Origin of the sequence: Mycobacterium sp. 360MFTsu5.1, from assembly GCF_000383495.1 — a bacterium.
Taxonomy (GTDB): Bacteria; Actinomycetota; Actinomycetes; order Mycobacteriales; family Mycobacteriaceae; genus Mycobacterium; species Mycobacterium mucogenicum_B.
In genome coordinates this window covers 57,899-82,517 of sequence record NZ_KB911462.1, presented here as the reverse complement: position 1 = coordinate 82,517, position 24,619 = coordinate 57,899, and the positions used below count along the sequence as shown (strand labels likewise).

Below are 24,619 nucleotides of genomic sequence, written 5' to 3'. Positions count from 1 at the left end.
TGCGCCCTCAGGTCAGGGTCAACGGGTCGGGATGCTCAAATCGAGTTGACGCTGAAGCCTGGGCGCAGCTGCGTCGGCCACGCCAACGAGGGTGCGCCCAGCGCGTCTCGCGTGCGATTTTCGCGATCTGTATGCACCCTCGCTGGCAAGCAGAAGGGCGTCAGGCGCTCAGGACCGCGTCGAGCGCTGAGAAGAAGATGCCGAGTCCGTCGTCCGACGGGCCGGTGAGGGCCTCGGTGGCGTGCTCGGGGTGCGGCATCAGGCCGACGACGCGGCCGTTGGCCGAGCTGATCCCGGCGATCGAGCGCATCGAGCCGTTCATGTTGTCGCGGTAGCGGAAGACCACGCGGCCTTCACCTTCGAGCTCGTCGAGCACGCTCTCCGACGCGACGTACCGTCCCTCACCCGACTTGAGCGGGATCAGGATGTCGGCGCCGGGTTCGTAGCGGCTGCTCCACGCGGTCGACGTCGCGGTGACCTCGAGCCACACGTCGCGGCAGATGAAGTGCAGACCCTCGTTGCGGGTCAGCGCGCCCGGCAGCAGCCCGGCCTCGCACAACACCTGGAAGCCGTTGCAGATGCCCAGCACGGGCATGCCCTTGCCGGCCGCTTCGACGACCGAGGTCATGACGGGCGCGAACTTGGCGATGGCGCCGCAGCGCAGGTAGTCGCCATAGGAGAAGCCGCCGGGGACGATGACGGCGTCGACGCCCTTGAGGTCGGGATCGGCGTGCCAGAGGCTGACGGCCTCGCCGCCGACGGCCCGGACCGCCCGTGCCGCGTCGACGTCGTCGAGCGTGCCGGGGAAGGTGATGACACCGACTCGCGAATTTCCCGTCGCTGCGCTCGCCCCAGCGGTGGTCATGCGTTCTCCCGGTGCACCGAGAAGTCCTCGATGACGGTGTTGGCCAGCAGCGTCTCGGCGACGTGCTCCAGCGTCTCGTCGGACACGGTGTCGTCGACCTCGAGCTCGAACCGCTTGCCCTGGCGGACGTCGGACACCCCGGTGATCCCGAGGCGCCCCAGCGCTCCCACAATCGCCTGGCCTTGCGGGTCCAGGATTTCGGCCTTGGGCATCACGTGCACAACGACGCGGGCCACGCGCGCTCCTTTGTTCGGGTCGGATTGCTCTGCCGAGGCGAGCGTAGCGACGGGAAGACATCTGTACTCTACCGGCGCCCTTGTACGCCGCGATGCCCGCACAATGGACTGATGGAGCTGACGCACTTCGGACATTCCTGCCTGTTGGCCCGATTCACCGACGGCGACGCACAGGCGACGGTCCTGTTCGACCCGGGCAACTTCTCGCACGGCTTCGAGGCCATCACGGGACTGGACGCCATCCTGATCACCCATCAGCACCCCGACCACGCCGATCCGGCCCGGCTGCCGGCCCTCGTCGAGGCGAATCCGCAGGCCAAGCTGTATGCCGACCCCATGACCGCGGCGCAGCTGGGTGGCGCGTGGCAGGCGGTGCACGTCGGCGACACGCTGTCGATCGGTCACCTGACGGTGCGTGGCGCGGGCGGCAAGCACGCGGTGATCCACCCGGAGATTCCGATCATCGACAACATCTCGTACCTGGTCGGTGATGCTGGTCACGCTGCCCGCCTGATGCATCCGGGCGACGCGCTGTTCGTGCCGGATGAGCCGGTCGAGGTGCTGGCGGCACCGGCCGCCGCGCCGTGGATGAAGATCGCCGAGGCCGTCGACTTCCTGCGGGCCGTCGCGCCGCAGCACGCGGTGCCGATCCACCAGGGCGTCGTCGCCGAACAGGCCAAGGGCATCTACTACGGCCGGCTCGACGAGATGACCGACACCGACTTCCGGGTGCTCACTCCCGAGCAGGAGATGCGGTTCTGAACACGCGACGGTTCTTGATGTGGTGGCCGCTGGTCGGGTTCACCGCGATGATCGCGCTGGGCATCGTCGTCCGGTCGGGGGACTCGGCCGTGGATCACTGGTTCATGCAGACGTCGCGCGCGCTGCTCGGTGACCACCCGTACTGGATGCTGCTGCTGAACCGCGTCAAGGTGCTGGTGCCGCTCTACGTGCTGGCGGTCGCCATCCCAATGTGGCGACGCGAGTGGCGGCTGGCCACCGTCGCCGCGTTGTGCCCGGTCATCTCGATCATCGGCGCCAAGGTGCTCAAGGTGCTGTTCGGCCGGCCCTGGTACGGCGAGAATCTGGCGTATCCCAGCGGTCACACCACCGTGGCGATCACCGTTGCGGCCATGCTGGTGCTCGGGATCGGCGTTCACGTGTGGAGCGTCACGATCGCCACGATCGGCGCCGCCATCCCCTCTATCGGCATGGCCAGCAACGACTTCCACTACTTCACCGACATCATCGGCGGCGCGCTCTACGCCACGTCGATGGTGTGCCTGGCGATCCTGGCCGCCGGCCCGCAGGTATTACACCGCTCCCCGCGCGCCAAGGGCGCCGACCGCGTGCGGTCGCCCGCACGCAGGTAGGAAGCTCAGCCGACGGCGCGGGCCGCGGCGCGTCCGGCGGCGCGGCCGGAGAATATGCAGCCACCCAGGAACGTGCCTTCCAGCGCCCGGTAGCCGTGCACGCCGCCGCCGCCGAAACCGGCCGCCTCGCCGGCCGCGTACAGCCCGTCGAGCACCGCACCCTCCGGCGTGAGCACCCGGGAGTCCAGATCGGTGTGCAAGCCGCCCAACGACTTTCGGGTCAGGATGTGCAGTTTGACGGCGATCATCGGCCCGGCCTTGGGGTCGGTCAGTTTGTGCGGTCCGGCGATGCGGGCCAACCGGTCCGGCAGGTAGGAGCGCGCGGCCCGGTAGGCGACGGTCTGACCGTCGCTCGTGAGCTTGCTCGTCATCTCCTTGTCGCGGGCGGCGACCTCGGCCTCGACGGTCGCGTAGTCCAGCGGTTCGACGTCGGGCACCTTGTTCATGGCAGAAACCAAGTCGCGCAATGTGTTCGCCGACACGAAGTCCACGCCTTTGTCGACGAACGCGCGGACCGGAGCGGGACCGCCACCCCGGCTGCGCCCCAGCACTTCCCGCAGATTCTTGCCGGTGAGGTCGGGGTTCTGCTCCTGGCCGGACAGCCCGAACTCCTTGGCGATGATGCTCTGGTCGAGCACGAACCACGTGTAGTCGTAACCGGTTTGGCAGATGTACTCCAGCGTGCCCAGGGTGTCGTAGCCCGGGTACAGCGGGTCGGGCAGCCGCTTGCCGGTGGCGTCCAGCCACAGCGACGACGGCCCGGGCAGGATGCGGATGCCGTGCAGCGGCCAGATCGGGTCGTAGTTGGTGATGCCCTCGGTGTAGTGCCACATCCGGTCGTTGTTGATGACACTGGCACCGGCGGCCTGGCTGATGCCGAGCATGCGGCCGTCGACGTGCGCGGGCACGCCGGACAGCAGCTGGCCGGGCACCCGGCCCATGCGCTTGGGCCAGTTCTGGCGTACCAGGTCGTGGTTGCCGCCGATGCCGCCACTGGCGACGATCACCGCCTGCGCGCGGAACTCGAACTCCCCCACAGTGTTACGCGACGACGCCTCGCCACGGGCGGTGGCAGACGGTTCCAGCACCGCGCCGCGCACGCCGGTGACGGCGCCGCCATCGACAATGAGTTCGTCGACCCGATGCCGGTGCGCGAAGCGCACTTTGGGGTGGCCGACGACCCGGCGGGCGAAGATGTCGACCAGTGCAGGACCGGTACCCCAGGTGATGTGGAAGCGCGGCACGGAGTTGCCCGGCCCCTTGCCGTCCCAGCCACCGCGTTCGGCCCAGCCGACCAACGCGAACGTCTGCAGGCCGCGTTCGCGCAGCCAGCTGCGCTTCTCGCCGGCGGCGAAGTCGACGTAGGCCCGTGCCCACTGCTCGGGCCAGTGATCCTCGTCGCGGTCGAATCCCGCTGTGCGCAGCCAGTCTTCCAGCGCCCGCTCGTAGCTGTCGCGGATGCCGACGCGACGCTGTTCGGCGCTGTCGACGAAGAACAGTCCACCGAACGACCAGAACGCCTGGCCGCCGATATTGGCTTCGTTCTCCTGATCGACGATCAGAACCGAGCGGCCCCGCTCCAGCAGTTCGGCGGCGGCGACCAGCCCGGCCAGCCCGGCCCCCACGACGATGACGTCAGCGTCCATGGGGCCACGCTAGCGTCCCAACCTTCAGGCCGCGTCGGTTAGTGCCGGGTCGGGTGTCCACTCGTAGGCCGCGGGCGCGCAACCGTGCATGAGCGACAGGTCGATGGCGTCGAGCATGGCCTGCCGCGGCCCGGTCCGCCGCAGCTGGGAGGCGGCCACCGCAAGCCGGACGGTGCCGCCGCGCCGGGCCGTGCGCTCGGCGGCAAGAACCAGGGTGCGACACCACCAGGGTTCGGTGAGGAAGCCCTCGCCGATGCCGAAGACCCGCGACCGCAAGGTCGTCGAGCGCACCAGGTCGGTGATGCCGGTGTCGCCGGCGAGCAGCCGGAAGCCGTTGCGCGGCAACGCGGTGACGGTGCCCTGCGATGCCGTCCAGCCGGGCGCGGCGAACAGTCGGGTGCGCAGGCCGAGGTGCTCGAGCACCCGGTCGGCGCCCATCAGCCGCAGGTTGGCCTCGTGCGCGGGCAGGGCCGCGAACTCGCCGCGGCGCTTCTTGCTGGCGGCTTCGTCGAACCCGTGCAGGACGACGGCGGCGCCCGCCGCGCGGCGTTTGGTCAACCACTCGACCGTGGGGATGTCGCGCTCCAGCCGGTAGCCGCCCTTGAGCCGCGGGGCAACGAGCAGCGACGCGGGAATCTGCCGGGTGTCGAGTTCGGCACAGATGTCGGCGACGTCGCCCAGCGTGCGGTCCCGGATCCCCGAGATCGAGACGATCAATTGGCCAGCCATGTAAGCAGTGTGACAACGTCAGGTGTCCCGTCGGTTGCCGTGACATTGGTGCCGCCTGAACACTGCCCCTTTTCTCTCCCTGCTGCCCTTCAGCGCGAGCGGCCGTGTTTGTCCGGCGACACGCCGACCTACGTGTACAAAACGCGGCCACTCAGCAGCCACCCGCGACACCTTCCTGCACGCAGATTGCGGCGTGTTGCCGGACAAACACGGCCGCTCAGCAGTTGTGAGCGCGACCTTTCTGCACGCAGATTGCGGCGTGTTCCCGTACAAACACGGCCGCTCGCAGGAAGTGGGTGCGGGAGGTGGGGCTAGCCGGAGAAGAGGATGCGGGCGAGGCGTTCGGCGGTGTCGACAGGGTCGGCGTCGGTGACCGCGCCGTTGAGGGTCAGCAACGCGAAGCCGTGGACCAGCGACCACGCGGCCAGGGCCGAGCCGTCGGGGTCGTTCTGGGCGTTGGGATCAGCCAGGGTTGCGACGCCGGCCGTGAGTTCGGCGGCCGCCTCGGCTTCGGCGGCGCGCAGGGCCGGGTCGTCCGCGTCGTAGAGCATCTTGTCGAACATGACGGCGTAGTGGCCGGGGTGGTCGAGGGCGAACTGCACGTAAGCCCTTGCCGCGTGCGCGAATTCGGGCTCCGCCTCGGTGAGGGCAGCGGCCAGCTGCGTGAAGCCCTCGGTCGCCAGCGCGGTGAACAACCCCCGCCGATCGGAGAAGTGGTGCGCGGGCGCCGCATGCGACACCCCGGCGACGCGGGCCAGCTCGCGCAACGAGATGCCATCGGCGCCGCGCTCGGCGACGAGTGCGGCCGCCTGCTCCAGGATGACGGCCTTCAGATCGCCATGGTGGTAGCTGCCCTTGGCCATGGCCGCATCCTATCTTGACAGCGCCAAGTTCAACGCTATCCTCAATCTAGACATCGACTAGATCATGGAGGGGCGCACCGTGGCCGTTCTTCTCGTTCTCGTTCTGGGCAGCCTCGGCGCCCGCGTCGCGGGGTGGCTCGGAGTCGGCTACGTCAACAGCTGGCCGAGCGCCATCGCGGTCGGCCTGGCCCTGATGTTCTTCATGACAGGCGTCGCGCACTTCACGCCGGGCATGCGGCGCGACATGACCGCGATTGTTCCCCCACAGCTGCCGTCACCGGAACGGCTGGTGGCCGTCACCGGCGTGCTCGAACTGCTCGGCGCCATCGGGCTGCTGTTTCCGCCCACGCGCGTCGCGGCCGCCATCTGCCTGTTCCTGTTGATGCTGGCCATGTTCCCGGCCAACATCTACGCCGCGCAGATGCCCGACACCCCACCATCGATGGCGTCGAACCTAGGCGTGCGCTCCGTCCAGGAGGTCGTCTACCTGGCCGCTGCCATATTTGTCGCGGTCCGCGGTGGCTAGCACCCAGGCGTACTGGAACGCGGCTTCCTTCCAGCGTTCGTAGCGCCCACTGGTGCCGCCGTGGCCGGCTGCCATCTCGGTCTTGAGCAGGACGGGATGGTTGTCGGTCTTGGTACTACGCAGCGCGGCAACCCATTTCGCGGGCTCGACGTAGTACACGCGGGTGTCGTTGAGCGACGTCATCGCCAGGATCGCCGGGTAGTCCTGGGCCGTCACGTTCTCGTACGGCGTGTAGGACTTCATGTAGTCGTAGACGTCCTTGTCCGCCAACGGATTACCCCACTCGTCCCACTCGGTGACGGTGAGCGGCAGCGACGGATCGAGGATGGTGGTCAGGGCGTCGACGAAGGGCACCTGCGCCAGGATGCCGGCGAACAGCTGGGGCGCCATGTTGGCCACGGCACCCATCAGCAGTCCACCGGCACTGCCGCCGAGGGCCACGAGGTTCTCCGGCCGGGTGACGCCGGTGGCGACCAGATGCTCTGCGGCACTGATGAAGTCGGTGAAGGTGTTCTTCTTCTCCAGCAGCTTGCCGTGCTCGTACCAGCCGCGGCCCAGCTCGCCGCCGCCACGCACATGCGCGATGACGAACACCAGGCCGCGGTCGAGCAGGGACAGTCGGGCGATCGAGAAACGCGGGTCCTCGCAGGACTCGTAGGCGCCGTAGCCGTACAGCAGCGCCGGCGCCGGGGTCGGCGCGCCCACCCGCTGGATGATCGACAGCGGCACCTTCGTGCCGTCGGCGGCCACCGCCCAATCCCGGCGCTCGAGGTAGTCCTCGGGTCGGTAGTCCCCGAGAACAGGCTGCTCGCGCAACAGGATTCGTTCACCGGTGGCCAGGTCCAGGTCATAGATCCGCACCGGGATGACGAACGACGTCGCACCGATCCGCAGCCGCGGCGACGACCAGTTCGGGTTGCCCGACAGGCCGACCGACATCAGCTCCGACTCGAAGGCGATCTCCTGGGTCTCGCCGTAGTTGCCGTCGGAGTCGAAGGGCCACAGCTGAATCCGCGGCAATGCCTCGCGCCGATAGCTGACCACCAGCTGGTCGGCGAACGCGTCGACACCGTCCAGTCGCACGTCGTCGCGGTGCGCGATGAGCGTGCGGGCACCGTCCAGGCTGGTCAGCGGGGCATCGGACACCGGCACGTCCACCAGCGCGAAGTTCTCGGCGCCGTCGTTGTGCAGGATGAGGAAGCGATCCTCGCCGCCGACCACCGCGTGCTCGACCGAGTATTCGACGGAGTCCTTGCGCGGCAACACCACTTTGAATTCGGCTTTGGAATCGCGGGCATCGGCGTAGCGCATCTCGGACGTGACGGCACTGCCGGCGGCGATGAAGATGTACTTGTCACTGCGGGTGCGGCCGACGCCCACCCAGAACCGCTCGTCGGATTCGTGGTGCACCTTCTCGCCGGGCAGCCCGGAGCCCAGTCGGTGCCGCCAGACGGTGTCCGGCCGCCAGGCATCGTCGACCGTGACGTAGTAGAGCGTCCGGTTGTCGGCCGCCCAGGTGCCGCCGGCACCGATGCCGGTGATGCGGTCGTCGTACAGCTCGCCTGTACGTAAGTCCTTGAATTTCAACGTGTATCGCTCGTCGCCGACGGTATCGACGGAGTACGCCAGGATGTTGGCGTCGACGCTGACGGTGGCCGCGCCGAGCGAGAAGAAGTCATGGCCCTCGGCCTCGACGTTCTCGTCCAGCAGCACCTGCTCGCCGGGGACCTCGGTGTGCTCGTCGAGCTGCGGCGGGGTCCAGTCGTCGGGATCGCTGATGGGGCACCGGCAGTGCACGCTGTACTGCTTGCCCTCGAAGCTGCGGGCGTAGTACCACCAGTCGCCGCGCCGGGTCGGCACCGACAGGTCGGTCTCCTTGGTGCGGGCCTTGATCTCGTCGAAGATCTTCTGCCGCAACGGTTCCAGCGGTGCGGTGATCTCCTCGGTGTAGGCGTTCTCCGCATTCAGGAGCGCGATCACCTCGGGATCGTTCTTGTCCCGCATCCACTCGTACGGGTCGATGAACACGTCACCGTGGTGTTCGCGACGGTGATCGACCTTCTTCGCGACGGGAGCCTCGCTCATGCGCCGATCCAATCAGCGAACCGGCGGCCCGAAATCCGTTCGTACGCTTCGATGTAGCGCGCCCGGGTGGCCTCGACGATGTCGTCGGGCAGCGCCGGGGGCGGGGTGTCGCCGGCGCGGTCCCAGCCGGAGTCCGGGCCGGTCAGCCAGTTCCGGACGAACTGCTTGTCGAAGCTTGGCTGCACCACACCCTCGGTGTAGCCGTCCACCGGCCAGTACCGCGACGAGTCCGGCGTCAGCACCTCGTCGGCCAGCACCAGCCCGCCGTCGGCGTCGACCCCGAACTCGAACTTGGTGTCCGCCAGGATGATTCCCTTGGTCAGCGCGTGCGCGGCGGCGGCGCTGTAGACCTTCAGGGTCTCGTCGCGCAGCTGCTCGGCCCGCTCGGCCCCGACCAGCTTCACGACGGCGTCGAACGCGATGTTCTCGTCGTGCGCGCCGATCTCGGCCTTGGTCGCCGGCGTGAACAGCGGCTCACCGAACCGGCTGGCCTCCGTCAGCCCCGCCGGCAGCGCGATGCCGCACACCTGGCCCGTCTTGCGGTAGTCGATGAGCCCCGAACCGGTCAGGTATCCGCGCGCCACGCACTCGACCGGCATCATTTCCAGGCTGCGCACCACCAGGGCGCGGCCCAGCACCTCGGCCGGGATGCGCGCGTCGTCGGCCGGGCCGGCGAGGTGGTTGGCGGTGCCCAGCTGCTCGGCCAGGTAATCGAAGAAGAAGACGCTCATGGCGGTGAGCACGCGGCCCTTGTCCGGGATCTCGCTGTCGAGCACGTAGTCGAAAGCCGAGATCCGGTCCGACGCGACGAACAGCAGGTGGTCGTCGTCGATGCGGTACAGGTCGCGAACCTTGCCGCTGGTCAGATGCCGGTAGTCGGACAAAGCTGGGCGCATCGGACCACCCTATCTGTTGGGATGGGTGGCATGAGTTCGCGCTACGTGCCCTATGCCCGGACGCCGGGCCGGTTGCTCGCCCAGCTGACCAGCGACGTCGTCGCGCTGGTGTGGTTCGCGATCTGGATCTCGGTCGGCGTCGCGGTGCACAGCGCGATCGCCACCATCGCCGATGTCGGGCGCCAAGTACACGACGGTGCCGACGGCGTCGCCGACAGCCTGGCCTCCGCCGGCCACAACGCCGACGGCATTCCCCTGATCGGGAAGGCGTTCGGCGGTCCGCTGCGGTCGGCCGGCAGCGCCGCGGTCGACATCGCGGGCGCCGGCGACAGCCTGAACAGCACGGCCAGTTGGCTGGCCTGGGTGCTCGCGCTGGCGGTGGCGCTGCCGCCGATCCTCGCCGTCGCAATGCCGTGGCTGGTGCTGCGGATCAGGTTCTTCCGCCGTAAGTGGACGGCGGTGACGCTGGCGTCGACCGATGCCGGCGAACAGCTGCTGGCGTTACGGGCGCTGGCCAACCGGCCGCTGGCAAAGCTGACCGAGGTTTCCGACGACCCGGTGACCGCCTGGCGTACCCACGACACCATCGCGATCCGGAAGCTGGCGGCACTGGAGTTGCGGTCGGCCGGCCTGCGCCCGGCCCGCCCCACGTCGTCCTGACGGACGCACCGACCGTTCGTGGGCGTTTGCTCTTGCATTGCGCCTGAGTCGTTGCTTCACTGGTAAGCCGTCGGCAATATATTTCAGGGCTTCTCTGGCTGATCGCTCCAGCAGCGCGGGCGCCGCCAGACCGCGAATTCCTGCGCTGTCGAACGCTGCGCCGATGTCGCTCCAGCAACTGGGCCAACTCATCAATTTCGGCGTCCCACCCATCCAACTGAAACCTGGCAACGAATACCTGTTGTCGTGCTCGTGAACCGTGCGGGCGCCACACACGTGTACAGGGCAACCGCACCTCCCTGCGGGCCGTCGATGTCGCCGGCTGATCAGGTGTGTGCCCGCGATCAGCATTCTCAGGCCGTCGGCCTGGAGAGGAAGCCATGGCAGAAAAACTCAAGCCGCATTTTGCGGACGTCCAGGCGCATTACGACCTGTCAGATGATTTCTTCAGACTGTTTCTGGATCCGAGCCAGACGTACAGCTGTGCCTATTTCGAGCGCGACGACATGACGCTGGAGCAGGCCCAGTTGGCGAAGATCGACCTGGCGTTGGGCAAGCTGGGCCTCGAGCCCGGTATGACATTGCTCGACATCGGCTGCGGCTGGGGCGCGACCATGCGGCGCGCGATCGAGAAGTACGACGTCGACGTCGTCGGGCTGACACTCTCGAAAAACCAAGCCGCACATGTCGATCAGCTGCTCGGCGGCCTGGACACCACGCGCTCACGGAAAGTCCTGCTGGAAGGCTGGGAGCAGTACGACGAACCGGTGGACCGCATCGTATCGATCGGCGCCTTCGAGCATTTCGGCCACGACCGCTATCCGGCGTTCTTCCGGATGGCCTACGACGCGCTCCCGCCCGACGGCGTCATGCTGCTGCACACCATCTGTGGCTTCGACCCGCGGCAGGCCCAGGAACTCGGAATACCTCTGACGTTCGAGCTGGCCCGATTCATCAAATTCATCACCACCGAGATCTTCCCGGGCGGTCGACTGCCGTCGGCAGCGATGGTGGAGCAGCAAGCGACCGCGGCCGGATTCCGGGTGACCCGGGTCCAGTCGCTGCAGCCGCACTACGCGAAAACCCTCGACCTGTGGGCCGAAGCGCTGGAAGCACACCGCGATGAGGCTGTAGCGATCCAGTCCGTCGAGGTCTACGACCGCTACATGAAGTACCTGACCGGCTGCGCAAAGGGTTTCAAGCTGCGCCAGGTCGACATCAATCAATTCACCCTGGAGAAGTAGGCCCCGATTCATGGCATCTGGTTCCCAAAACGAACTGCGACCCCATTTCGAAGAAGTACAAGCCCACTACGACCTGTCAGACGATTTTTTCGCCCTCTTCCAAGACCCGTCGCGTACCTACAGCTGCGCCTACTTCGAACCCCCGACCCTGACCCTCGAGGACGCGCAGCTCGCGAAGATCGATCTCAACCTCGACAAGCTCGACCTGAAACCCGGAATGACGTTGTTGGACATCGGGTGTGGCTGGGGCGCCACTCTCAAGCGGGCCGTCGAGAAGTACGACGTCAACGTTGTCGGACTCACCTTGTCGAAGAACCAGAGGGCGTTCACGCAACAACTCCTGGACGGTATCGACACCGACCGGACCCGCCGGGTGCTGCTCCACGGCTGGGAGGAGTTCGACGAGCCCGTCGACCGGATCGTGTCCATCGAGGCCTTCGAACATTTCGGTTTCGAACGCTATCCGGATTTCTTCAAGAAATGTTTCGGCATTCTTCCCGCCGACGGCCGGATGACGATTCAGAGCAGCGTCGGCTACCACCCGTACGAGCTGCACGCGGACGGCAAGAAGGTCACTTTCGAGACGGCGCGGTTCATCAAGTTCATCGTCACCGAAATCTTCCCCGGCGGCCGGATTCCGACGACGGAGATGATGATCACCCACGGTGAACAAGCCGGTTTCGTCGTCCCCGAGGCCATATCCCTACGGCCGCACTACATCCGGACGCTCAAGATCTGGGGCGACGCGCTCGAGGCCAACCACGAGAAGGCGGTGGAAATCCAATCCGAGGAGGTCTACCAGCGCTTCATGAGATATCTGCGTGGGTGCGAACGCTACTTCACCGAAGGTCTGCTCGACGTCACCCTGGCCGGCTATCACAAGCCGGCGGCCTAGGTATGCGTGCGATCGGCCCGTCCGGGCCGGTCGCACGCTGTCACACGCCAAATACACTGGGCCACTGCGTATCACCCGCTAGCTCTGAGCGTTGGACCATTGCTCCCAGAACAGCAGTCTCGCGCGCACGGACGGATTGCTGACGACGTCGAGTGTGTGCACGCCGGCGGCCGCGATCGCCGGTACACCGACCAACTTGTGGAACCACCGGCCGCGGCGGTATTCCGTACCCCACGCCTCCTCTACCCGCTGGGCGTAGTTGGTGAAATCGCCTGGGCCGCCATTGGTCAGCGCCGCGACAGCGCACTCACCGGCTGCCAGACCGGACTGCAGGGCCTTCGAGATTCCCGCACCTGAGGCGGGGCGCGCCGCGCCCAAGGCGTCGCCGGCGAAAAGGACGCCCGGCCGCCACGGGGGCCAGGCGGTGAAACCCATTGGGAGCCGCCATGCTTGCACGGCTTTGGCTTTCATCAATTCATCGATCGCCGGTAGATTCCACTCGGCAGGCAGCCCGGCGAGGAACTCGCCCAGCAGCCGCGTTGCATTGATCTGTCGCCACTTCTTGTAGCTGTTGACGTAACCCAGGCCGACGTTGACCCGGCCGCCTCCGAGCGGGAACACCCAGCCATAGCCCGGCAGCTGATCGCCCTCGAATCTGAGCTGCAGGTGTACGTCAAGAGAATCGACATCCGGGCGTTCCGCCGACATTTCTGCGCGAATCGCGATCGCCGCGTAGCCGTTGTAGCGCGACTTGAGTTCCAGTGCCCGCTTGATCGGCGAATGGGCGCCGTCAGCGGCGATTACGGCATCGGCAGCGACCCGTTCCCCGGTCTTGAGGATCACTCCGGCGACCCGCCCACCGAAATCGATGATGGGCCCGGCCACCTCTGCGCCGCGGCGCACCTGCGCCCCGCAGAACTCGGCCCGGTCGAGCAGCATCAAGTCCAGATCCAGTCGACGCGCCACGTGACCGTGATCAGGCATCCCCGGGCGGTCCGGAAATGCCAGGTCCCAACGGCTCGGACTGTAGACGGTGGCTCGATTGACACGGTGGAACTTCGCAACCTGCTCGGCAAGTCCCATCTTCTGGATGTAGCTGACGGCCCGGGGCGTCAGGCCGTCGCCACACGGCTTGTCGCGGGGGAACTCAGCCTTGTCGAGTACCAGCACACGGGCCCCGGCCTGCGCCGCCTGCCACGCCGCGGCGGCACCGGCCGGTCCGCCGCCCACGATCGCCACGTCAAATCGCTGCGTCATGTGGTCTCACTCTCGTCCAGCGCCCGAGCCATCACGCTGCGGGTCGCAGGAGGGATTCGGAGCCAGGGGCGGCCCGGATGGGTGCGGCAGCGAATTCGGTGCCTTCGGTTACCCGAACCTGGCCTCTCCACCCTTTCAGTCGAATCACGTTGGCGGACAATCCTGATTCAATCTGCCCGCAGACCCATCCAAAAGCGCGGGGGCTCCGAACCAGTAAACAAAGAACAAACCACGGCGGCAGTCGTCCGCACTAAGGAGACCCGAATGCAACACCCTCGCTTTCCACACATCGCGGCCGCCGGCATGTCGATTGTCGCCGTCATCGGCTTGTCAGCGTGTTCGGACGCCGGCACCAAGTCGGCATCCTCAGCTGCGCCGAGTACGAACATGGCTTCTATGCCAAGTGCTGCCTCGGCAGCGACATCGGCCCCGCCCGGCATGGCACTCGTGGGCACTGGTTGCGAGGCCTACGCACAGCAGGTCCCCACCGGGCCGGGCTCGGTCGCCGGGATGGGGTTGCACCCGGTCGCGACGGCCGCCTCCGACAATCCGATGCTGACCACGCTGACGGCGGCGCTGTCGGGCAAGCTGAACCCGAACGTCAACCTGGTCGCGACGCTGAACGATGGCCAATACACCGTTTTCGCGCCCACCGATGATGCCTTCAAGAAGTTGCCGGCAGCGACCCTGGATTCACTCAAGACGGACTCCGCCACACTCACCAAAATCCTCACGTATCACGTTGTACAAGGCCAACTCTCGCCTGCGGCGGTGGCCGGCACCCACACCACCCTCGAGAGCTCGCCGGTGAGCGTCACCGGCGACGGCGCAGGTCTGAAAGTCAATGACGCCGCGCTGGTGTGCGGCGGAGTCAAGACCGCGAATGCCACGGTGTACATGATCGACTCGGTCCTGATGCCGCCGATGTGACGGGATCACACCGTCACATCAATATCCGTTGCAATTCAATGCTTTTCATGAAGCACTGAATCCAGTCCAACCGCCAGGAAGGAACATCATGGCGCATAAACTTCAACCGCATTTCGCGGATGTTCAAGCCCACTACGACCTATCCGACGACTTCTTCAGACTGTTCCTGGACCCCAGCCAGACCTACAGCTGCGCATACTTCGAGCGCGACGACATGACGCTCGAACAGGCCCAGACCGCCAAGATCGCCCTCGCCCTCGGAAAACTCGGCCTCAGACCAGGAATGACGTTGCTCGACATCGGCTGCGGCTGGGGCGCCACCATGCGCCGCGCCATCGAGAAGTACGACGTGAACGTCATCGGCCTCACCTTGTCCAAGAACCAGGCCACCCACGTCGAGCGGCTCTTCGACGACATGGACACCACCCGCTCCCGTCGCGTCCTCCTCGGCGGCTGGGAACAATACGACGGAACGGTCGACCGGATCGTTTCCATCGGCGCGTTCGAGCATTTCGGTCACGAACGCTATCCGGCGTTCTTCCAGATGGCCTACGACGCCCTCCCACCCGACGGCGTCATGCTGCTGCACACCATCTGCACCACCGATCCGCGTTACACGAACCTGCCCGTCACGATTGACCTGCTGCGGTTCGTCAAGTTCATCATGACCGAGATTTTCCCGGGCGGCCGGCTGCCGTCCGGCCCGATGGTCCGTCAGCACGCCGCGGCGGCCGGATTCAAGGTGACGAGAGTCCAGTCACTGCAGCCGCACTACGCGCGAACTCTCGACCTCTGGGCCGAAGCCCTCGAATCACACCGCGACGAAGCCATCGCAGTGCAATCGGTCGAGGTCTACGACCGGTACATGAAATACCTGACCGGGTGCGCGAAGTTGTTCCGGCTGCGCCAGGTCGACGTCAATCAGTTCACCCTCGAAAAGTCGTGATCTGTGCACGACTTTCCGCGCCACCCGCGGATTTTCGTGCACACATCACGACAGGGACACCCAGAGGTGCCGGAGCCCTGTGTGCCGGTTGCTGCGGGTCCATTCGGGCGGCTCGACCACCTGGATGTCCGGGAACCGGGTGAGCAGCTCCTCGAACAGCACCCGCAGCTCCAGACGAGCCAGGTTGGCGCCCAGGCAGTAGTGCAGCCCCTGCCCGAATCCCAAGTGCGGGTTGGGTTTGCGCGCCACATCGAACGTCATCGGGTCGGCGAACACGAGTTCGTCGCGGTTGGCCGAACCTTCCCAGACGACCACCTTCTGCCCTGCCTCGATATCGCAACCGCCCAGCGACACCGCCCGCGTGGCGGTGCGCCGCTTCGACGGCGACGGCGAGGTCCAGCGCACCATCTCCTCGATCGCGGACGGCAGCAGCGACAGGTCGGCGCGCAGCCGCGCCAGCTGAGAGGGGTTCTCGCACAACGCCAGCAGCCCGCCGGCCACCGAGTTTCGGGTGGTCTCGGCGCCCGCGCTGAACAGCAGGTTGAAGAACAGGTACACCTCGAGGTCTGACACGCCTTCGGCGTTGGCCACCACCGACAGCATGTCGTCGGTGGGCTCGGCCCGCTTGGATGCGATCAGCTCCATGCCGAAGTTGTACATCCGGGAGCCGGCTTCCTCCACGGACAACCGGGTGATGGCGGCCTTGCGGGAACCGCCGAAATCGAAACTCGGCTCGATGGCCTCGAACAGCCAATGCCGTTGCGACTCCGGGATACCCATCAGGATGCAGATCATCTGCATGGGCAGCTCGGCCGCGATGTCGACCAGGAAGTCGAACGGAACCCCCGGCGACACCGCATCCAGCAGCGCCCGGCTGCGGGCACGCAGGTCATCCTCGACCCGCGCGATCATCCGCGGTGTCAGCCCCGACGACACCAGCCGCCGGATCTCCGCGTGCCGCGGATCGTCCATCATGTTCAGCACCTGGCCGGCGATCGACAGGTCCTGGATCAGGGTCCCGCCAAACGGCCGCGTACCGCCCGTCACCGACGAGTAGGTCACCGGATCACGCAGCACCGCAAGGGTTTCCGCGTGAGTGGCCACCGACCAGAAGCCCTCGCCGTCAGGGGTGTTCTCGGTCGGCTCGTGCCAGTACACCGGAGCTTCCGCGCGGTGCCGCGCGAACAGCTCGTGTGGGAAGCCCGACGCGAAGTTGTCGAGGTCGGTCAGGTCAACCCCGGCCAAGCTTCCCGCCAAGGTCACAGGATGGCGCCCGAGGTGTACTTGGCCGCCTCCGGGTACTGCGCCACCAGGCGGTCCACCGCGGCGACGACGGCGTCGACCTGGTCACCGGCCGCGCCGCTGAACGCCTGCTTGTCGGCCAGTGCCGCGTCGAGCTCGACGCGGTCCAGCGGCAGCCGCGGATCGGCGGCCAGCCGGTCCAGAAGGTCGGGCTCCAAACCCTTTTCGCGCATCGCGAGCGCGACCGCGACGGCGTGCTCCTTGATGACCTCGTGCGCGGTCTCGCGGCCGACGCCGGCGCGCACCGCGGCGATGAGGATGCGGGTCGTCGCCAGGAACGGCAGGTAGCGGTCCAGCTCGCGCTGGATCACCGCGGGGTAGGCGCCGAACTCGTCGAGCACCGTCAGGAACGTCTCGGTCTGTCCGTCGATCGCGAAGAACGCGTCGGGCAGCGCGACGCGGCGCACCACCGAGCAGAAGACGTCACCCTCATTCCATTGCGCGCCAGCCAGTTCCGCGGCCATCGAGCCGTAGCCGCGCAGCACGACCTGCAGGCCGTTGACGCGCTCGCACGAGCGGGTGTTCATCTTGTGCGGCATGGCCGACGAGCCGACCTGCCCGGGTGCGAAGCCCTCGGTGGCCAGTTCGTGGCCGGCCATCAGCCGGATGGTGTGCGCGAACGACGACGGACCGGCGCCCAGCTGCACCAGCGCGGACAGCACGTCGTGGTCCAGCGACCGCGGGTACACCTGGCCGACGGACGTGAAAACCTCGGTGAATCCCAGGAATTCGGCCACCCGGCGCTCCAGGTCCGCCAGCCGCGAGGCGTCACCGTCGAACAGGTCCAACATGTCCTGCGACGTGCCCATCGGGCCCTTGATGCCGCGCAGCGGGTACCGGTCGATCAGTTCCCGCAGCCGGGTCAGCGCGATCAGCGTCTCCTCGGCGGCCGAGGCGAACCGCTTGCCCAGGGTGGTGGCCTGCGCCGCCACGTTGTGCGAACGGCCGGCCATCACCAGGTCGCGGTACAGCGCGGCGCGCTCGGCGAGCCGCGCCACCACCGCGACGCCGTGCGAGAACACCAGCTCCAGCGACTGCCGGATCTGCAGCTGCTCGACGTTCTCGGTGAGGTCGCGGCTCGTCATGCCCTTGTGGACGTGCTCGTGGCCGGCCAGCGCGTTGAACTCCTCGATGCGCGCCTTGACGTCGTGCCGGGTGACACGCTCCCGCGCGGCGATCGAACCCAGGTCGACCTGTTCCAGCACCCGCTCGTAGTCCTCGACGACGCCGGACGGCACGGTCACGCCCAGTTCGGACTGCGCGCGCAGCACGGCCAGCCACAGCCGGCGTTCGGCGACGATCTTGTTCTCCGGGGACCAGATGGCCACCATCTCGTCGCTGGCGTAACGATTGGCCAGCACGTTGGGGATGCTCACGGAACTACAGCCTACTAAGCCCGCTTACAGGGCGACCCGGCGTTCCTGGTCGAAGGGGGCCAGGACGTCGATGACGTCCACGAGGGTCGCCCGGGCCGTCGCGCGCGGACCGTCGCCGTCGCTCACCATCGACGCCACTACCGCCCCGTCCACCGCGCAGACCAGGGCCGTCAGCAGTTCGGCGCGCACCGAGCGCCCGGACCGCTCCACGACCTCGACAACGGCCTCGGACCGCTGCTTGAGAATGCGCCGCTGCACGTCGCGCAGTCCGGGCTGACGGGCGCAGGCGATGTACCGCTCGTAGCGGGAGATCAACTGGTCGGACGCCCGGTTACCGTCACCGACCAGCAGGTCGACCAGCAGATCCGCCGTCGCGTCCGCGCCGCGGCGACGCCGCGACAACGCCGAGACGCGCATGCGCAGCTGCTGGGATTCCGATTCTCCGACGTGCTCGACCGCCTTTTCGATGAGGTCGTCGAGGGACGAGAAGTAGTACGTCGTGGAGGCCAGCGGCAGCCCGGCCCGCTGCGCCACGGCGCGGTGCCGGACGGCGTCGAAGCCGCCCTCGCACAGCAGCTCGGCGGCCGCGCTGACCAGCGCATACCGTCGCCGTTCCCCCTTCGGGGTGACTGCTGTCATCACGCTGTAAATGCTGCCAGGAATGGTCACGCGGCGATCACGATTTCACGTAATCCATTAGGCATTACTCAGGAATGACGGGCTGCGGCCGATGGCATGATGGCGGCCATGGCAGAGCTGAGCCGACGCGCCGTCCTCCGTCTCGGAGCCGGCGCCGCCGCAGGGGCCGCCGGCGCGTTCGCGCTGGGGTCGACGTCGGGCCGCCCGACGGTCACCGCGAACCCGGTGACCATGACGAGCGTCGGGGTGCCGCTGGCGCCGCCTCCGGCCGTCGCGGATCCGGCGCCGACCTACGTGACCGGTTCCTTCGTCTCGCAGGCCCGCGGCGGCATCTCGACCAACTGGGCCATCGCCCGCCCGCCGGGCCAGACCGCCCCGCTGCGGCCCGTCATCGCGCTGCACGGCAAAGGCAGCGACGCCGCGACAGTGATGGCCGGCGGTGTCGAGCAGGGGCTGGCACAGGCCGTGTCCGCGGGGCTGCCGCCGTTCGCGGTGGTGGCCGTCGACGGGGGCGGTGGCTACTGGCACAAGCGGGCGTCCGGCGAGGATTCGGGCGCGATGGTGCTCGATGAGCTGATCCCGATGCTGGCCTCGCAGGGCCTCGACACCTCGCGGGTGGGTTTTCTCGGCTGGTCCATGGGCGGCTACGGCGCGCTGCTGCTGGGTGCCCGGCTGGGTGCGGCCCGCACCGCGGCGATCTGTGCCGTCAGCCCGGCGTTGTGGACGTCATCGGGTGCGACGGCCCCGGGCGCGTTCGACGGCGCGGCCGATTACGCGGCCAACTCGGTGTGGGGTCTTCCCGGGCTGGCCGGTATCCCGATCCGCATCGACTGCGGTGACAGCGACCCGTTCTACTCGGCGACCAAACAGTTCATCGCGCAGCTGCCGAACGGCGCGGCGGGTGGCTTCTCCCCCGGCGGGCACGACGGCTCGTTCTGGAGCGCGCAGCTGCCGGCCGAGATTTCCTGGCTGGCCCCGCTCCTCGTCCAGTGATTTGTGCACGATTTTCCGCGCGCACCGCGGAAAATCGTGCACGAATCCCTAGAGGGAGATGCGGCCTTCGGCGGCGGCGAGGCCGATGTCGGTGCGGAAGTGGCTGCCCGGCAAGCGGATCGACTCGATGATCCGGTAGGCCTCGGCGCGCGCGGCCGCCAGGTCCGCACCGGTGCCGACCACCGACAGCACCCGGCCGCCGGAGGAGACGACGCTGCCGTCGTCGCGGCGGGTGGTGCCCGCGTGCAGCACGCCCGCGGTCTCCGACCCGGTGATGACGTCGCCGACGCGGGGGCGTCCCGGGTAGTTCTCGGCGGCGACGACGACCGTCACGGCCGAACCGTCCTGCCACTGCAGCGGACCGATCGCGTCCAGGGTTCCGGTGGCGGCGGCGTTCAGCAGCGTGCCCAGCGGCGTCTGCAGCAGCGCCAGGACCGCCTGGGTCTCGGGATCGCCGAAGCGGCAGTTGAATTCGACGACGGCCGGGCCGTTCGACGTGATGGCCAGACCCGCGTACAGCAGCCCGGAGAAGGAGCTGTCCCGCCGGACCAGTTCCGCGGCAACGGGTTTGACGACCTCGTCGACGATCTGGTCGACGACTGCGGCGGGCAGCCATGGCAGCGGCGTGTAGGCGCCCATGCCGCCGGTGTTGGGTCCGCTGTCGTTGTCGCCGACGCGCTTGAAGTCCTGCGCGGGCAGCAGCGGCACCACGGTCTCGCCGTCGACGACGCAGAACAGCGACACCTCGGGCCCGTCGAGGAACGACTCGAGCAGCACCGGGTGGCCGGATTCGAGCAGTTCGGCGGCGTGGGCTCGGGCGGCCTCGCGGTCGGCGGAGACGACGACGCCCTTGCCGGCGGCCAGACCGTCGTCCTTGACGACCCAGGCCTGCTGGCCGGCGGGCGGGCCGAAGCGGTCCAGGGCGGCATCGAGGTGGGCGGGGTTGTCGACGATCTCGCTCGTCGCGGTGCGAACGCCGGCGGCGGACATGACGTCCTTGGCGAACGCCTTGGAGCCTTCGATGCGGGCGGCGTCCTTGGACGGCCCGAAGGTTGCGATGCCGGCTGCCCGCAGCGCGTCGGCGACACCGAGCACCAGCGGAACCTCGGGCCCGATCACGACCAGGTCGGCCGTCAGCTTCTTGGCCAGCGCGACGACCTCGTCGGCGGCGGTGATGTCGACGTCGTGCTGCTCGGCGACGGCGGAGGTACCGGCATTGCCGGGAGCGACGGCCAGGTAGTCCACCTGGGGGTCGCGGCTCAGGGCGAGCAGCAGGGCATGTTCACGGGCACCGGAGCCGATCACGAGGACGCGCACAGCCACACCCTAGTAGCTGGTCGGCTCGTCCTAAACTGGGCAGGCCCGACGCACGCGAGGAGGTCCGCACCGGTGGAGCCGCTGGATGCCTTCCTGCTGATGTGGGAGCGGGCCCGCGCGACCTTCGGCGAGGGCGTTCCGCACGACCGCTCCGAGTTCGACAAGAGCGAGCAGTTGCGTGAGCTGCAGGATCAGGTGAAGGCCGCGGGTCCCGGTTCGCACTGGACCGGCGGCGCGGCCGACCGCTATGCCGACGCCAACGCCAAGCACGCCCAGACCCTCGGCCGGCTGGCCGACCTCGACAAGCGTGTGGGCGACGAACTCGAGCGGTCCGCGGACGTGGTCAACGGCGGACGGCGCGAACTCGACGCGCTCAAGCGGTGGGTGACCGACCTCGCCGACGAATCGAAGAAGACGCCGACCGCTGCCGCCGACCACGCGCTGTGGTCGGCGATCGGCAAGGCCAGCGGCGACGTCGCCGACATCATCCAGCGCTCCCACACCGACCTGTCGGGAGTCGCCGGCCGAATCCAGAGCCTCGACAGCGAGTTCGACGACTTCTGAGCGACCCCTACACCACCGTCAGCGGCAGGGACTTGCGTTCCTCGAAGACCCAGGACGCCCCACTGCTGACCTTGCACACCGACACCTCGCCGAGTTCCTTTGCCGGGGTGTCGGTTTCGATGAACCGGACGCTCCAGTCGGTGGCGTCACCCGAAACCTCGGCCCGCAGCAGTGGGTTGACGGCCGTCGCGACGGCCTGCAGCGGCAGATCGGACTCCGGGGACACCAGGGTGATCCACGCGCCGTCCTCGTGCGCCGGCGACGGGTGTACGTGCGCCTCGTCGCCCGAAACATCAACGGAGACATAGGCGGCCGGGTTGAGGAGCGGATGCAGCTCCAGTACCCGCAGGGCACCGGCGGCATCGGCCGGCAACCCCAACACCTTCTGGATGCGTTCGGCCGCGACCCCGGAGATGCCGATGAGGGACTTGGTCCGGATGGACCGTTCCTTGTCGACGTCGCCGTTGCAGCGGGCCCGCACGGCGAGCGCGAAGGACAACACCAGCAGGTGCATCTGCAGACACACCTCGTCGGCGATGCGCACAAGCGCCGAGTGCGAGAACTCGGAGAAGTCGACGTCGCTCACCAGCGGACCGGAGTAGTCGGCCTGGCCCTCGTCCGCGGGATCGATGTCGTCGAGCTCGCAGCGGTAAGCGTCTGTCGCGCCGATGATGTCGAGCTGCGGGATGAAGCCGACCTCGGGGTACGACTCGTCGATGATGACGGTCCACGCGCAGGCCGGGGTCCGGTCCGCCGGGACCCGCGGCGGCCGGTGGATGGGCCGCACCTGGCAGCGCCGGTTGGTGGCCAGGGCCGTCGCATCGAACGTCGGGTCCTCGATGTCGTGGCACATGCCGCGCACGTAGTCGGGACCCATGGGCTCGACGTCCATGAGGGCACCGCAGTGGTCGAGGTGGAATTCGCCGTGCCAGCGGTCGTGCACGGTGTACCGGAAGTCCATGAACTGCGGCGGCGCGCCGATATCGAGCTGCAGGCCCTTGAAGATCGTGATGACGTCGACGCCTTCGTATTTCAGCGCCTTCTGCATGCGCTTGGTGTAGAGCGGGCTGGACCCGGCCCACTCCTCGATGGCGACCTGCAGCATCTCCTCACGACCGAATTCGACGATGCACCAGGCCATTCCGGCGCGATCGATGAGCTGGCCGATGAGCAGCAGCTCCGGCACCAGCGCCGCGAGCTCAGCTCGCGACAGCGACGCGTACCTACTTGTCATCGAGCTCGCTCCCGGTGTTCATCCTGACCGCGGCGTTGACGTTGGCCTTGCGATCCTCCGCCACGCCTTTCTCGGCCGCCTTACGCCGTCTGGCAACCACCTTGGACACCGCGCCGTTGAACGCCGAACCGAGTGGGAAGCCGAGGTACTGGGTCAGGAAGATGCCGATGTCCTTGAGCTCGGCCTCGGTGAATTCCTCGTTGAGCAAGGCGGCGTTGATCTGGATCTCGGCCAGGTCCTGCGAGCCGACGGCGGTGACGCACGTGAACGTCATCAGCCGCTTCTCCCGCATGGACAGGCCGGGCTTGCTCCAGATGGTGCCGAACAGGTGATCCACGGTGAGGTCGAAGTACGGGTCGCCCTCGATGTTGGGCATCTCCCAGCCGTAGACCTCGTTCATCTTCGCCAGGCCCTTGGCGCGCAGCTCGTCCATCATGACTCCTTCGGGTGCGGTACGCCGAGGCCCTCGGCGAGGTTGGCCAGCGCCAGCTCGGCAAGCGGAAGGTCCACTCCCACAGTCGAACCCAGCCCGAGTGCCAGCGACAGATCCTTCTCCGCCAGCCCGCGGGTGTGGACGAACATGTTGTAGAGGAAGTGGTCGGGCGCCAGCGGCTTGGTGTCGTCGCGCGCCATGATGGCGCCGGGTCCACCGGACTGCGCGTCACTGTGCCGGACGACGCGCCCCAGCTTCTGCAGATCGATGCCCGATGCCTCGGCCAGCTTCTGCGCCTCACATGCCGCGGCAAAACCGATGAACGTCAGCATATTCCGCGCCAGCTTCATCTTGGTGCCCGCGCCCGGCTCGCCGGCCCGCACCACCAGCGACGCCCACTGTTTGAAGGCGGGCTTGACCTTGTCGTAGGCGTCGTCGTCGGCGCCGACCATCACGGCCAGCTCACCCTTGCTCGCCGCATGGGCGCCGCCGCTCACCGGCGCGTCGACGATGTGAATCCCCTTGGGCCGCAACTGCTCGGCCAGTTCGACCGCGGTGGTGGGTTCGATGGTGGAGTGGATCGCGATGACGGTACCGGGTTCGGCATGCTCGGCCAACTGCGCCACGACGTCACGGACCTGCTCGTCGTTGAGCACCGTCACGCTGATTACATCGGCCTTGGCGACCTCGGCGATGCTGTCGGCCAGGGTGGCGCCGAGCTCGGCGAACGGCGCCATGGCCTCGGCGCGCATGTCGAAAACGGTCAGCCCGCCGGGCCATTCGGCCAGTCGCTTGGCCATCGGTGCGCCCTGGTTGCCCAGGCCGATATAGCCCAGTTTCACATCCGAACTCATGACCGGATGATCTGTCCGCCGTCGACGTTGAAGATCTGCCCGGTGATCCAGCTGGCCTCGTCGGACAGCAGGAACAGGCACATGCCGGCGAGATCCTCGGGCGTGCCCATCCGCGCCAGCGGCAGGGTCTGGACGATCTGCTTGACGATGGCCTGCGGCGTGGTGCTGCGGTTGGCCTCGGTGTCGATGGGGCCCGGCGCGATCGCGTTGATCCGGATGTTGCGCCACCCCAGCTCACGGGACAGCTGCTGCGTCAGGCCGTTGACGCCGACCTTGGCCAGACCGTAGAAGTTGGCGTAAACCCATGCGGCAGTCGAGGACTGGTTGACGATGGCCCCGCCGCCGCGCTTCTCCATGTGCGGGAAAACCGCGCGGGTACACACCAGCGCCCCGTCGAGGTTGACGCTCATGAACTTGCGGTAGTAGTCCCAGTCGACGGTCAGCAGGCCGTCGAGCTTCATGCCGCCGAAGATCGCGGCGTTGTTCACCAGGTAGTCGATGCCGCCGAACTCCGCGACGGCCTGGGCGGCCATGTCATTGGCGGAGTCGATGTCCGACACGTCGACCCGCACGGCCAGCGCCTTGCCGCCGTCGGCCTTGATGCCGGCGGCCACCTTCTCGGCGCCTTCGACGTTGATATCGGCGATGACGACGGCGGCACCCTCGCGGGCCAACGCCTCGGCGTAGACCTGGCCGATGCCGCCGCCCGCGCCGGTCACGATCGCGACCTTGTTCTCGAACCTGCTCATGATGTCC

26 protein-coding genes are annotated in these 24,619 nt (G+C 67.7%); 10 read left to right on the top strand and 16 right to left on the bottom strand.

Annotated features, from left to right (window positions below):
• Positions 1–160: 160 nt before the first annotated feature.
• Together purQ and purS are read right to left on the bottom strand one after the other, a co-directional pair.
• Positions 161–865: a phosphoribosylformylglycinamidine synthase subunit PurQ gene (purQ, locus tag H289_RS0100445; RefSeq protein ID WP_020098779.1), complete on the bottom strand. Its 705-nt coding sequence runs from the start codon at positions 863–865 to the stop codon at positions 161–163.
• A complete protein-coding gene (gene purS / locus H289_RS33270; protein ID WP_020098778.1) occupies positions 862–1,101 on the bottom strand; it encodes a phosphoribosylformylglycinamidine synthase subunit PurS in 240 nt (79 codons plus the stop codon). The genes purQ and purS overlap by 4 nt, the downstream gene beginning before the upstream one ends.
• A 111-nt stretch (positions 1,102–1,212) precedes the next feature.
• Here purS and H289_RS0100435 point away from each other — a divergent pair, with 111 nt between their 5' ends.
• The gene (locus H289_RS0100435; RefSeq protein WP_020098777.1) at positions 1,213–1,863 is read left to right on the top strand and encodes an MBL fold metallo-hydrolase; all 651 of its coding nucleotides are present in this window, start codon (positions 1,213–1,215) and stop codon (positions 1,861–1,863) included.
• A gap of 17 nt (positions 1,864–1,880) precedes the next feature.
• On the top strand, positions 1,881–2,474 hold the full coding sequence (locus H289_RS29390) for a phosphatase PAP2 family protein (protein WP_020098776.1): 594 nt from the start codon (positions 1,881–1,883) through the stop codon (positions 2,472–2,474).
• A 5-nt stretch (positions 2,475–2,479) separates the two neighbouring features.
• Here H289_RS29390 and H289_RS0100425 read toward each other — a convergent pair whose 3' ends face one another.
• The 3 genes from H289_RS0100425 to H289_RS0100415 all read right to left on the bottom strand — a co-directional run bounded on the left by H289_RS0100425 (position 2,480) and on the right by H289_RS0100415 (position 5,712).
• Positions 2,480–4,120 carry an FAD-binding dehydrogenase gene (locus H289_RS0100425; RefSeq protein WP_020098775.1) on the bottom strand — a complete coding sequence of 547 codons (1,641 nt, stop codon included), beginning with the start codon at positions 4,118–4,120 and terminating at the stop codon, positions 2,480–2,482.
• 24 nt (positions 4,121–4,144) lie between these two features.
• Entirely contained in the window at positions 4,145–4,849 is a 705-nt protein-coding gene (locus H289_RS0100420; RefSeq protein ID WP_020098774.1) for a DUF2334 domain-containing protein, read from the bottom strand.
• Positions 4,850–5,160: 311 nt separating this feature from the next.
• Positions 5,161–5,712 (bottom strand): TetR/AcrR family transcriptional regulator, encoded by a 552-nt coding sequence (locus H289_RS0100415; protein WP_020098773.1) that lies wholly within the window; start codon positions 5,710–5,712, stop codon positions 5,161–5,163.
• Between the two features lie 79 nt (positions 5,713–5,791).
• On the opposite strand from H289_RS0100415, the gene H289_RS0100410 reads away from it, so the two are divergent.
• The gene (locus H289_RS0100410; protein ID WP_029104622.1) at positions 5,792–6,238 is read left to right on the top strand and encodes a DoxX family protein; all 447 of its coding nucleotides are present in this window, start codon (positions 5,792–5,794) and stop codon (positions 6,236–6,238) included.
• Here H289_RS0100410 and H289_RS0100405 read toward each other — a convergent pair.
• Together H289_RS0100405 and H289_RS0100400 are read right to left on the bottom strand one after the other, a co-directional pair.
• On the bottom strand, positions 6,167–8,323 hold the full coding sequence (locus H289_RS0100405; protein ID WP_020098771.1) for a S9 family peptidase: 2,157 nt from the start codon (positions 8,321–8,323) through the stop codon (positions 6,167–6,169). The two genes, H289_RS0100410 and H289_RS0100405, sit on opposite strands and share 72 nt — an antisense overlap.
• Positions 8,320–9,219, bottom strand: coding sequence for a phosphoribosylaminoimidazolesuccinocarboxamide synthase (locus H289_RS0100400; RefSeq protein WP_029104621.1), 900 nt, complete (start codon positions 9,217–9,219; stop codon positions 8,320–8,322). Before H289_RS0100400 ends, H289_RS0100405 begins: the two co-directional genes overlap by 4 nt.
• A gap of 30 nt (positions 9,220–9,249) precedes the next feature.
• Between H289_RS0100400 and H289_RS0100395 the strand changes: the two genes are divergently transcribed.
• The 3 genes from H289_RS0100395 to H289_RS0100380 all read left to right on the top strand — a co-directional run bounded on the left by H289_RS0100395 (position 9,250) and on the right by H289_RS0100380 (position 12,018).
• Entirely contained in the window at positions 9,250–9,879 is a 630-nt protein-coding gene (locus tag H289_RS0100395) for a hypothetical protein (RefSeq protein WP_029104620.1), read from the top strand.
• A gap of 380 nt (positions 9,880–10,259) precedes the next feature.
• Positions 10,260–11,123 carry a cyclopropane mycolic acid synthase family methyltransferase gene (locus tag H289_RS0100385; RefSeq protein WP_020098767.1) on the top strand — a complete coding sequence of 288 codons (864 nt, stop codon included), beginning with the start codon at positions 10,260–10,262 and terminating at the stop codon, positions 11,121–11,123.
• Positions 11,124–11,133: 10 nt separating this feature from the next.
• Positions 11,134–12,018: a cyclopropane mycolic acid synthase family methyltransferase gene (locus tag H289_RS0100380; protein ID WP_020098766.1), complete on the top strand. Its 885-nt coding sequence runs from the start codon at positions 11,134–11,136 to the stop codon at positions 12,016–12,018.
• A 78-nt stretch (positions 12,019–12,096) separates the two neighbouring features.
• Here H289_RS0100380 and H289_RS0100375 read toward each other — a convergent pair whose 3' ends face one another.
• Complete coding sequence (locus H289_RS0100375; RefSeq protein WP_029104619.1) at positions 12,097–13,275, bottom strand: geranylgeranyl reductase family protein; 1,179 nt, start codon at positions 13,273–13,275, stop codon at positions 12,097–12,099.
• A 303-nt stretch (positions 13,276–13,578) separates the two neighbouring features.
• Here H289_RS0100375 and H289_RS0100370 point away from each other — a divergent pair, with 303 nt between their 5' ends.
• On the top strand, positions 13,579–14,205 hold the full coding sequence (locus H289_RS0100370) for a fasciclin domain-containing protein (protein ID WP_502685691.1): 627 nt from the start codon (positions 13,579–13,581) through the stop codon (positions 14,203–14,205).
• 88 nt (positions 14,206–14,293) lie between these two features.
• On the top strand, positions 14,294–15,151 hold the full coding sequence (locus tag H289_RS0100365) for a cyclopropane mycolic acid synthase family methyltransferase (protein ID WP_020098763.1): 858 nt from the start codon (positions 14,294–14,296) through the stop codon (positions 15,149–15,151).
• Positions 15,152–15,196: 45 nt separating this feature from the next.
• On the opposite strand, the gene H289_RS0100360 is transcribed toward H289_RS0100365, so the two are convergent.
• From H289_RS0100360 to H289_RS0100350, 3 genes are read right to left on the bottom strand one after another with little or no spacing between them, the layout of a single operon-like run.
• The gene (locus tag H289_RS0100360; RefSeq protein WP_020098762.1) at positions 15,197–16,414 is read right to left on the bottom strand and encodes a cytochrome P450; all 1,218 of its coding nucleotides are present in this window, start codon (positions 16,412–16,414) and stop codon (positions 15,197–15,199) included.
• Positions 16,411–17,829, bottom strand: a complete 1,419-nt coding sequence (gene purB, locus H289_RS0100355; RefSeq protein ID WP_020098761.1) for an adenylosuccinate lyase — start codon at positions 17,827–17,829, stop codon at positions 16,411–16,413. Before purB ends, H289_RS0100360 begins: the two co-directional genes overlap by 4 nt.
• 24 nt (positions 17,830–17,853) lie before the next feature.
• Positions 17,854–18,468 carry a TetR/AcrR family transcriptional regulator gene (locus tag H289_RS0100350; RefSeq protein WP_020098760.1) on the bottom strand — a complete coding sequence of 205 codons (615 nt, stop codon included), beginning with the start codon at positions 18,466–18,468 and terminating at the stop codon, positions 17,854–17,856.
• Between the two features lie 96 nt (positions 18,469–18,564).
• Between H289_RS0100350 and H289_RS0100345 the strand changes: the two genes are divergently transcribed.
• Positions 18,565–19,461 carry an alpha/beta hydrolase gene (locus H289_RS0100345; RefSeq protein WP_020098759.1) on the top strand — a complete coding sequence of 299 codons (897 nt, stop codon included), beginning with the start codon at positions 18,565–18,567 and terminating at the stop codon, positions 19,459–19,461.
• Between the two features lie 48 nt (positions 19,462–19,509).
• Here H289_RS0100345 and purD read toward each other — a convergent pair whose 3' ends face one another.
• A complete protein-coding gene (purD, locus tag H289_RS0100340) occupies positions 19,510–20,778 on the bottom strand; it encodes a phosphoribosylamine--glycine ligase (protein WP_020098758.1) in 1,269 nt (422 codons plus the stop codon).
• Between the two features lie 72 nt (positions 20,779–20,850).
• Here purD and H289_RS0100335 point away from each other — a divergent pair, with 72 nt between their 5' ends.
• Positions 20,851–21,342, top strand: coding sequence for an EspA/EspE family type VII secretion system effector (locus H289_RS0100335; RefSeq protein WP_020098757.1), 492 nt, complete (start codon positions 20,851–20,853; stop codon positions 21,340–21,342).
• Positions 21,343–21,349: 7 nt separating this feature from the next.
• On the opposite strand, the gene H289_RS0100330 is transcribed toward H289_RS0100335, so the two are convergent.
• Genes H289_RS0100330 through H289_RS0100315 form a run of 4 tightly spaced genes read right to left on the bottom strand, consistent with a single transcriptional unit; the run spans position 21,350 to position 24,612 of the window.
• Complete coding sequence (locus tag H289_RS0100330) at positions 21,350–22,576, bottom strand: hypothetical protein (RefSeq protein ID WP_029104617.1); 1,227 nt, start codon at positions 22,574–22,576, stop codon at positions 21,350–21,352.
• Positions 22,566–23,009, bottom strand: coding sequence for a carboxymuconolactone decarboxylase family protein (locus H289_RS0100325; RefSeq protein WP_020098755.1), 444 nt, complete (start codon positions 23,007–23,009; stop codon positions 22,566–22,568). Before H289_RS0100325 ends, H289_RS0100330 begins: the two co-directional genes overlap by 11 nt.
• A complete protein-coding gene (locus H289_RS0100320) occupies positions 23,009–23,863 on the bottom strand; it encodes an NAD(P)-dependent oxidoreductase (RefSeq protein ID WP_020098754.1) in 855 nt (284 codons plus the stop codon). The genes H289_RS0100325 and H289_RS0100320 overlap by 1 nt, the downstream gene beginning before the upstream one ends.
• On the bottom strand, positions 23,860–24,612 hold the full coding sequence (locus H289_RS0100315; RefSeq protein ID WP_020098753.1) for an SDR family oxidoreductase: 753 nt from the start codon (positions 24,610–24,612) through the stop codon (positions 23,860–23,862). The genes H289_RS0100320 and H289_RS0100315 overlap by 4 nt, the downstream gene beginning before the upstream one ends.
• Positions 24,613–24,619: the final 7 nt, after the last annotated feature.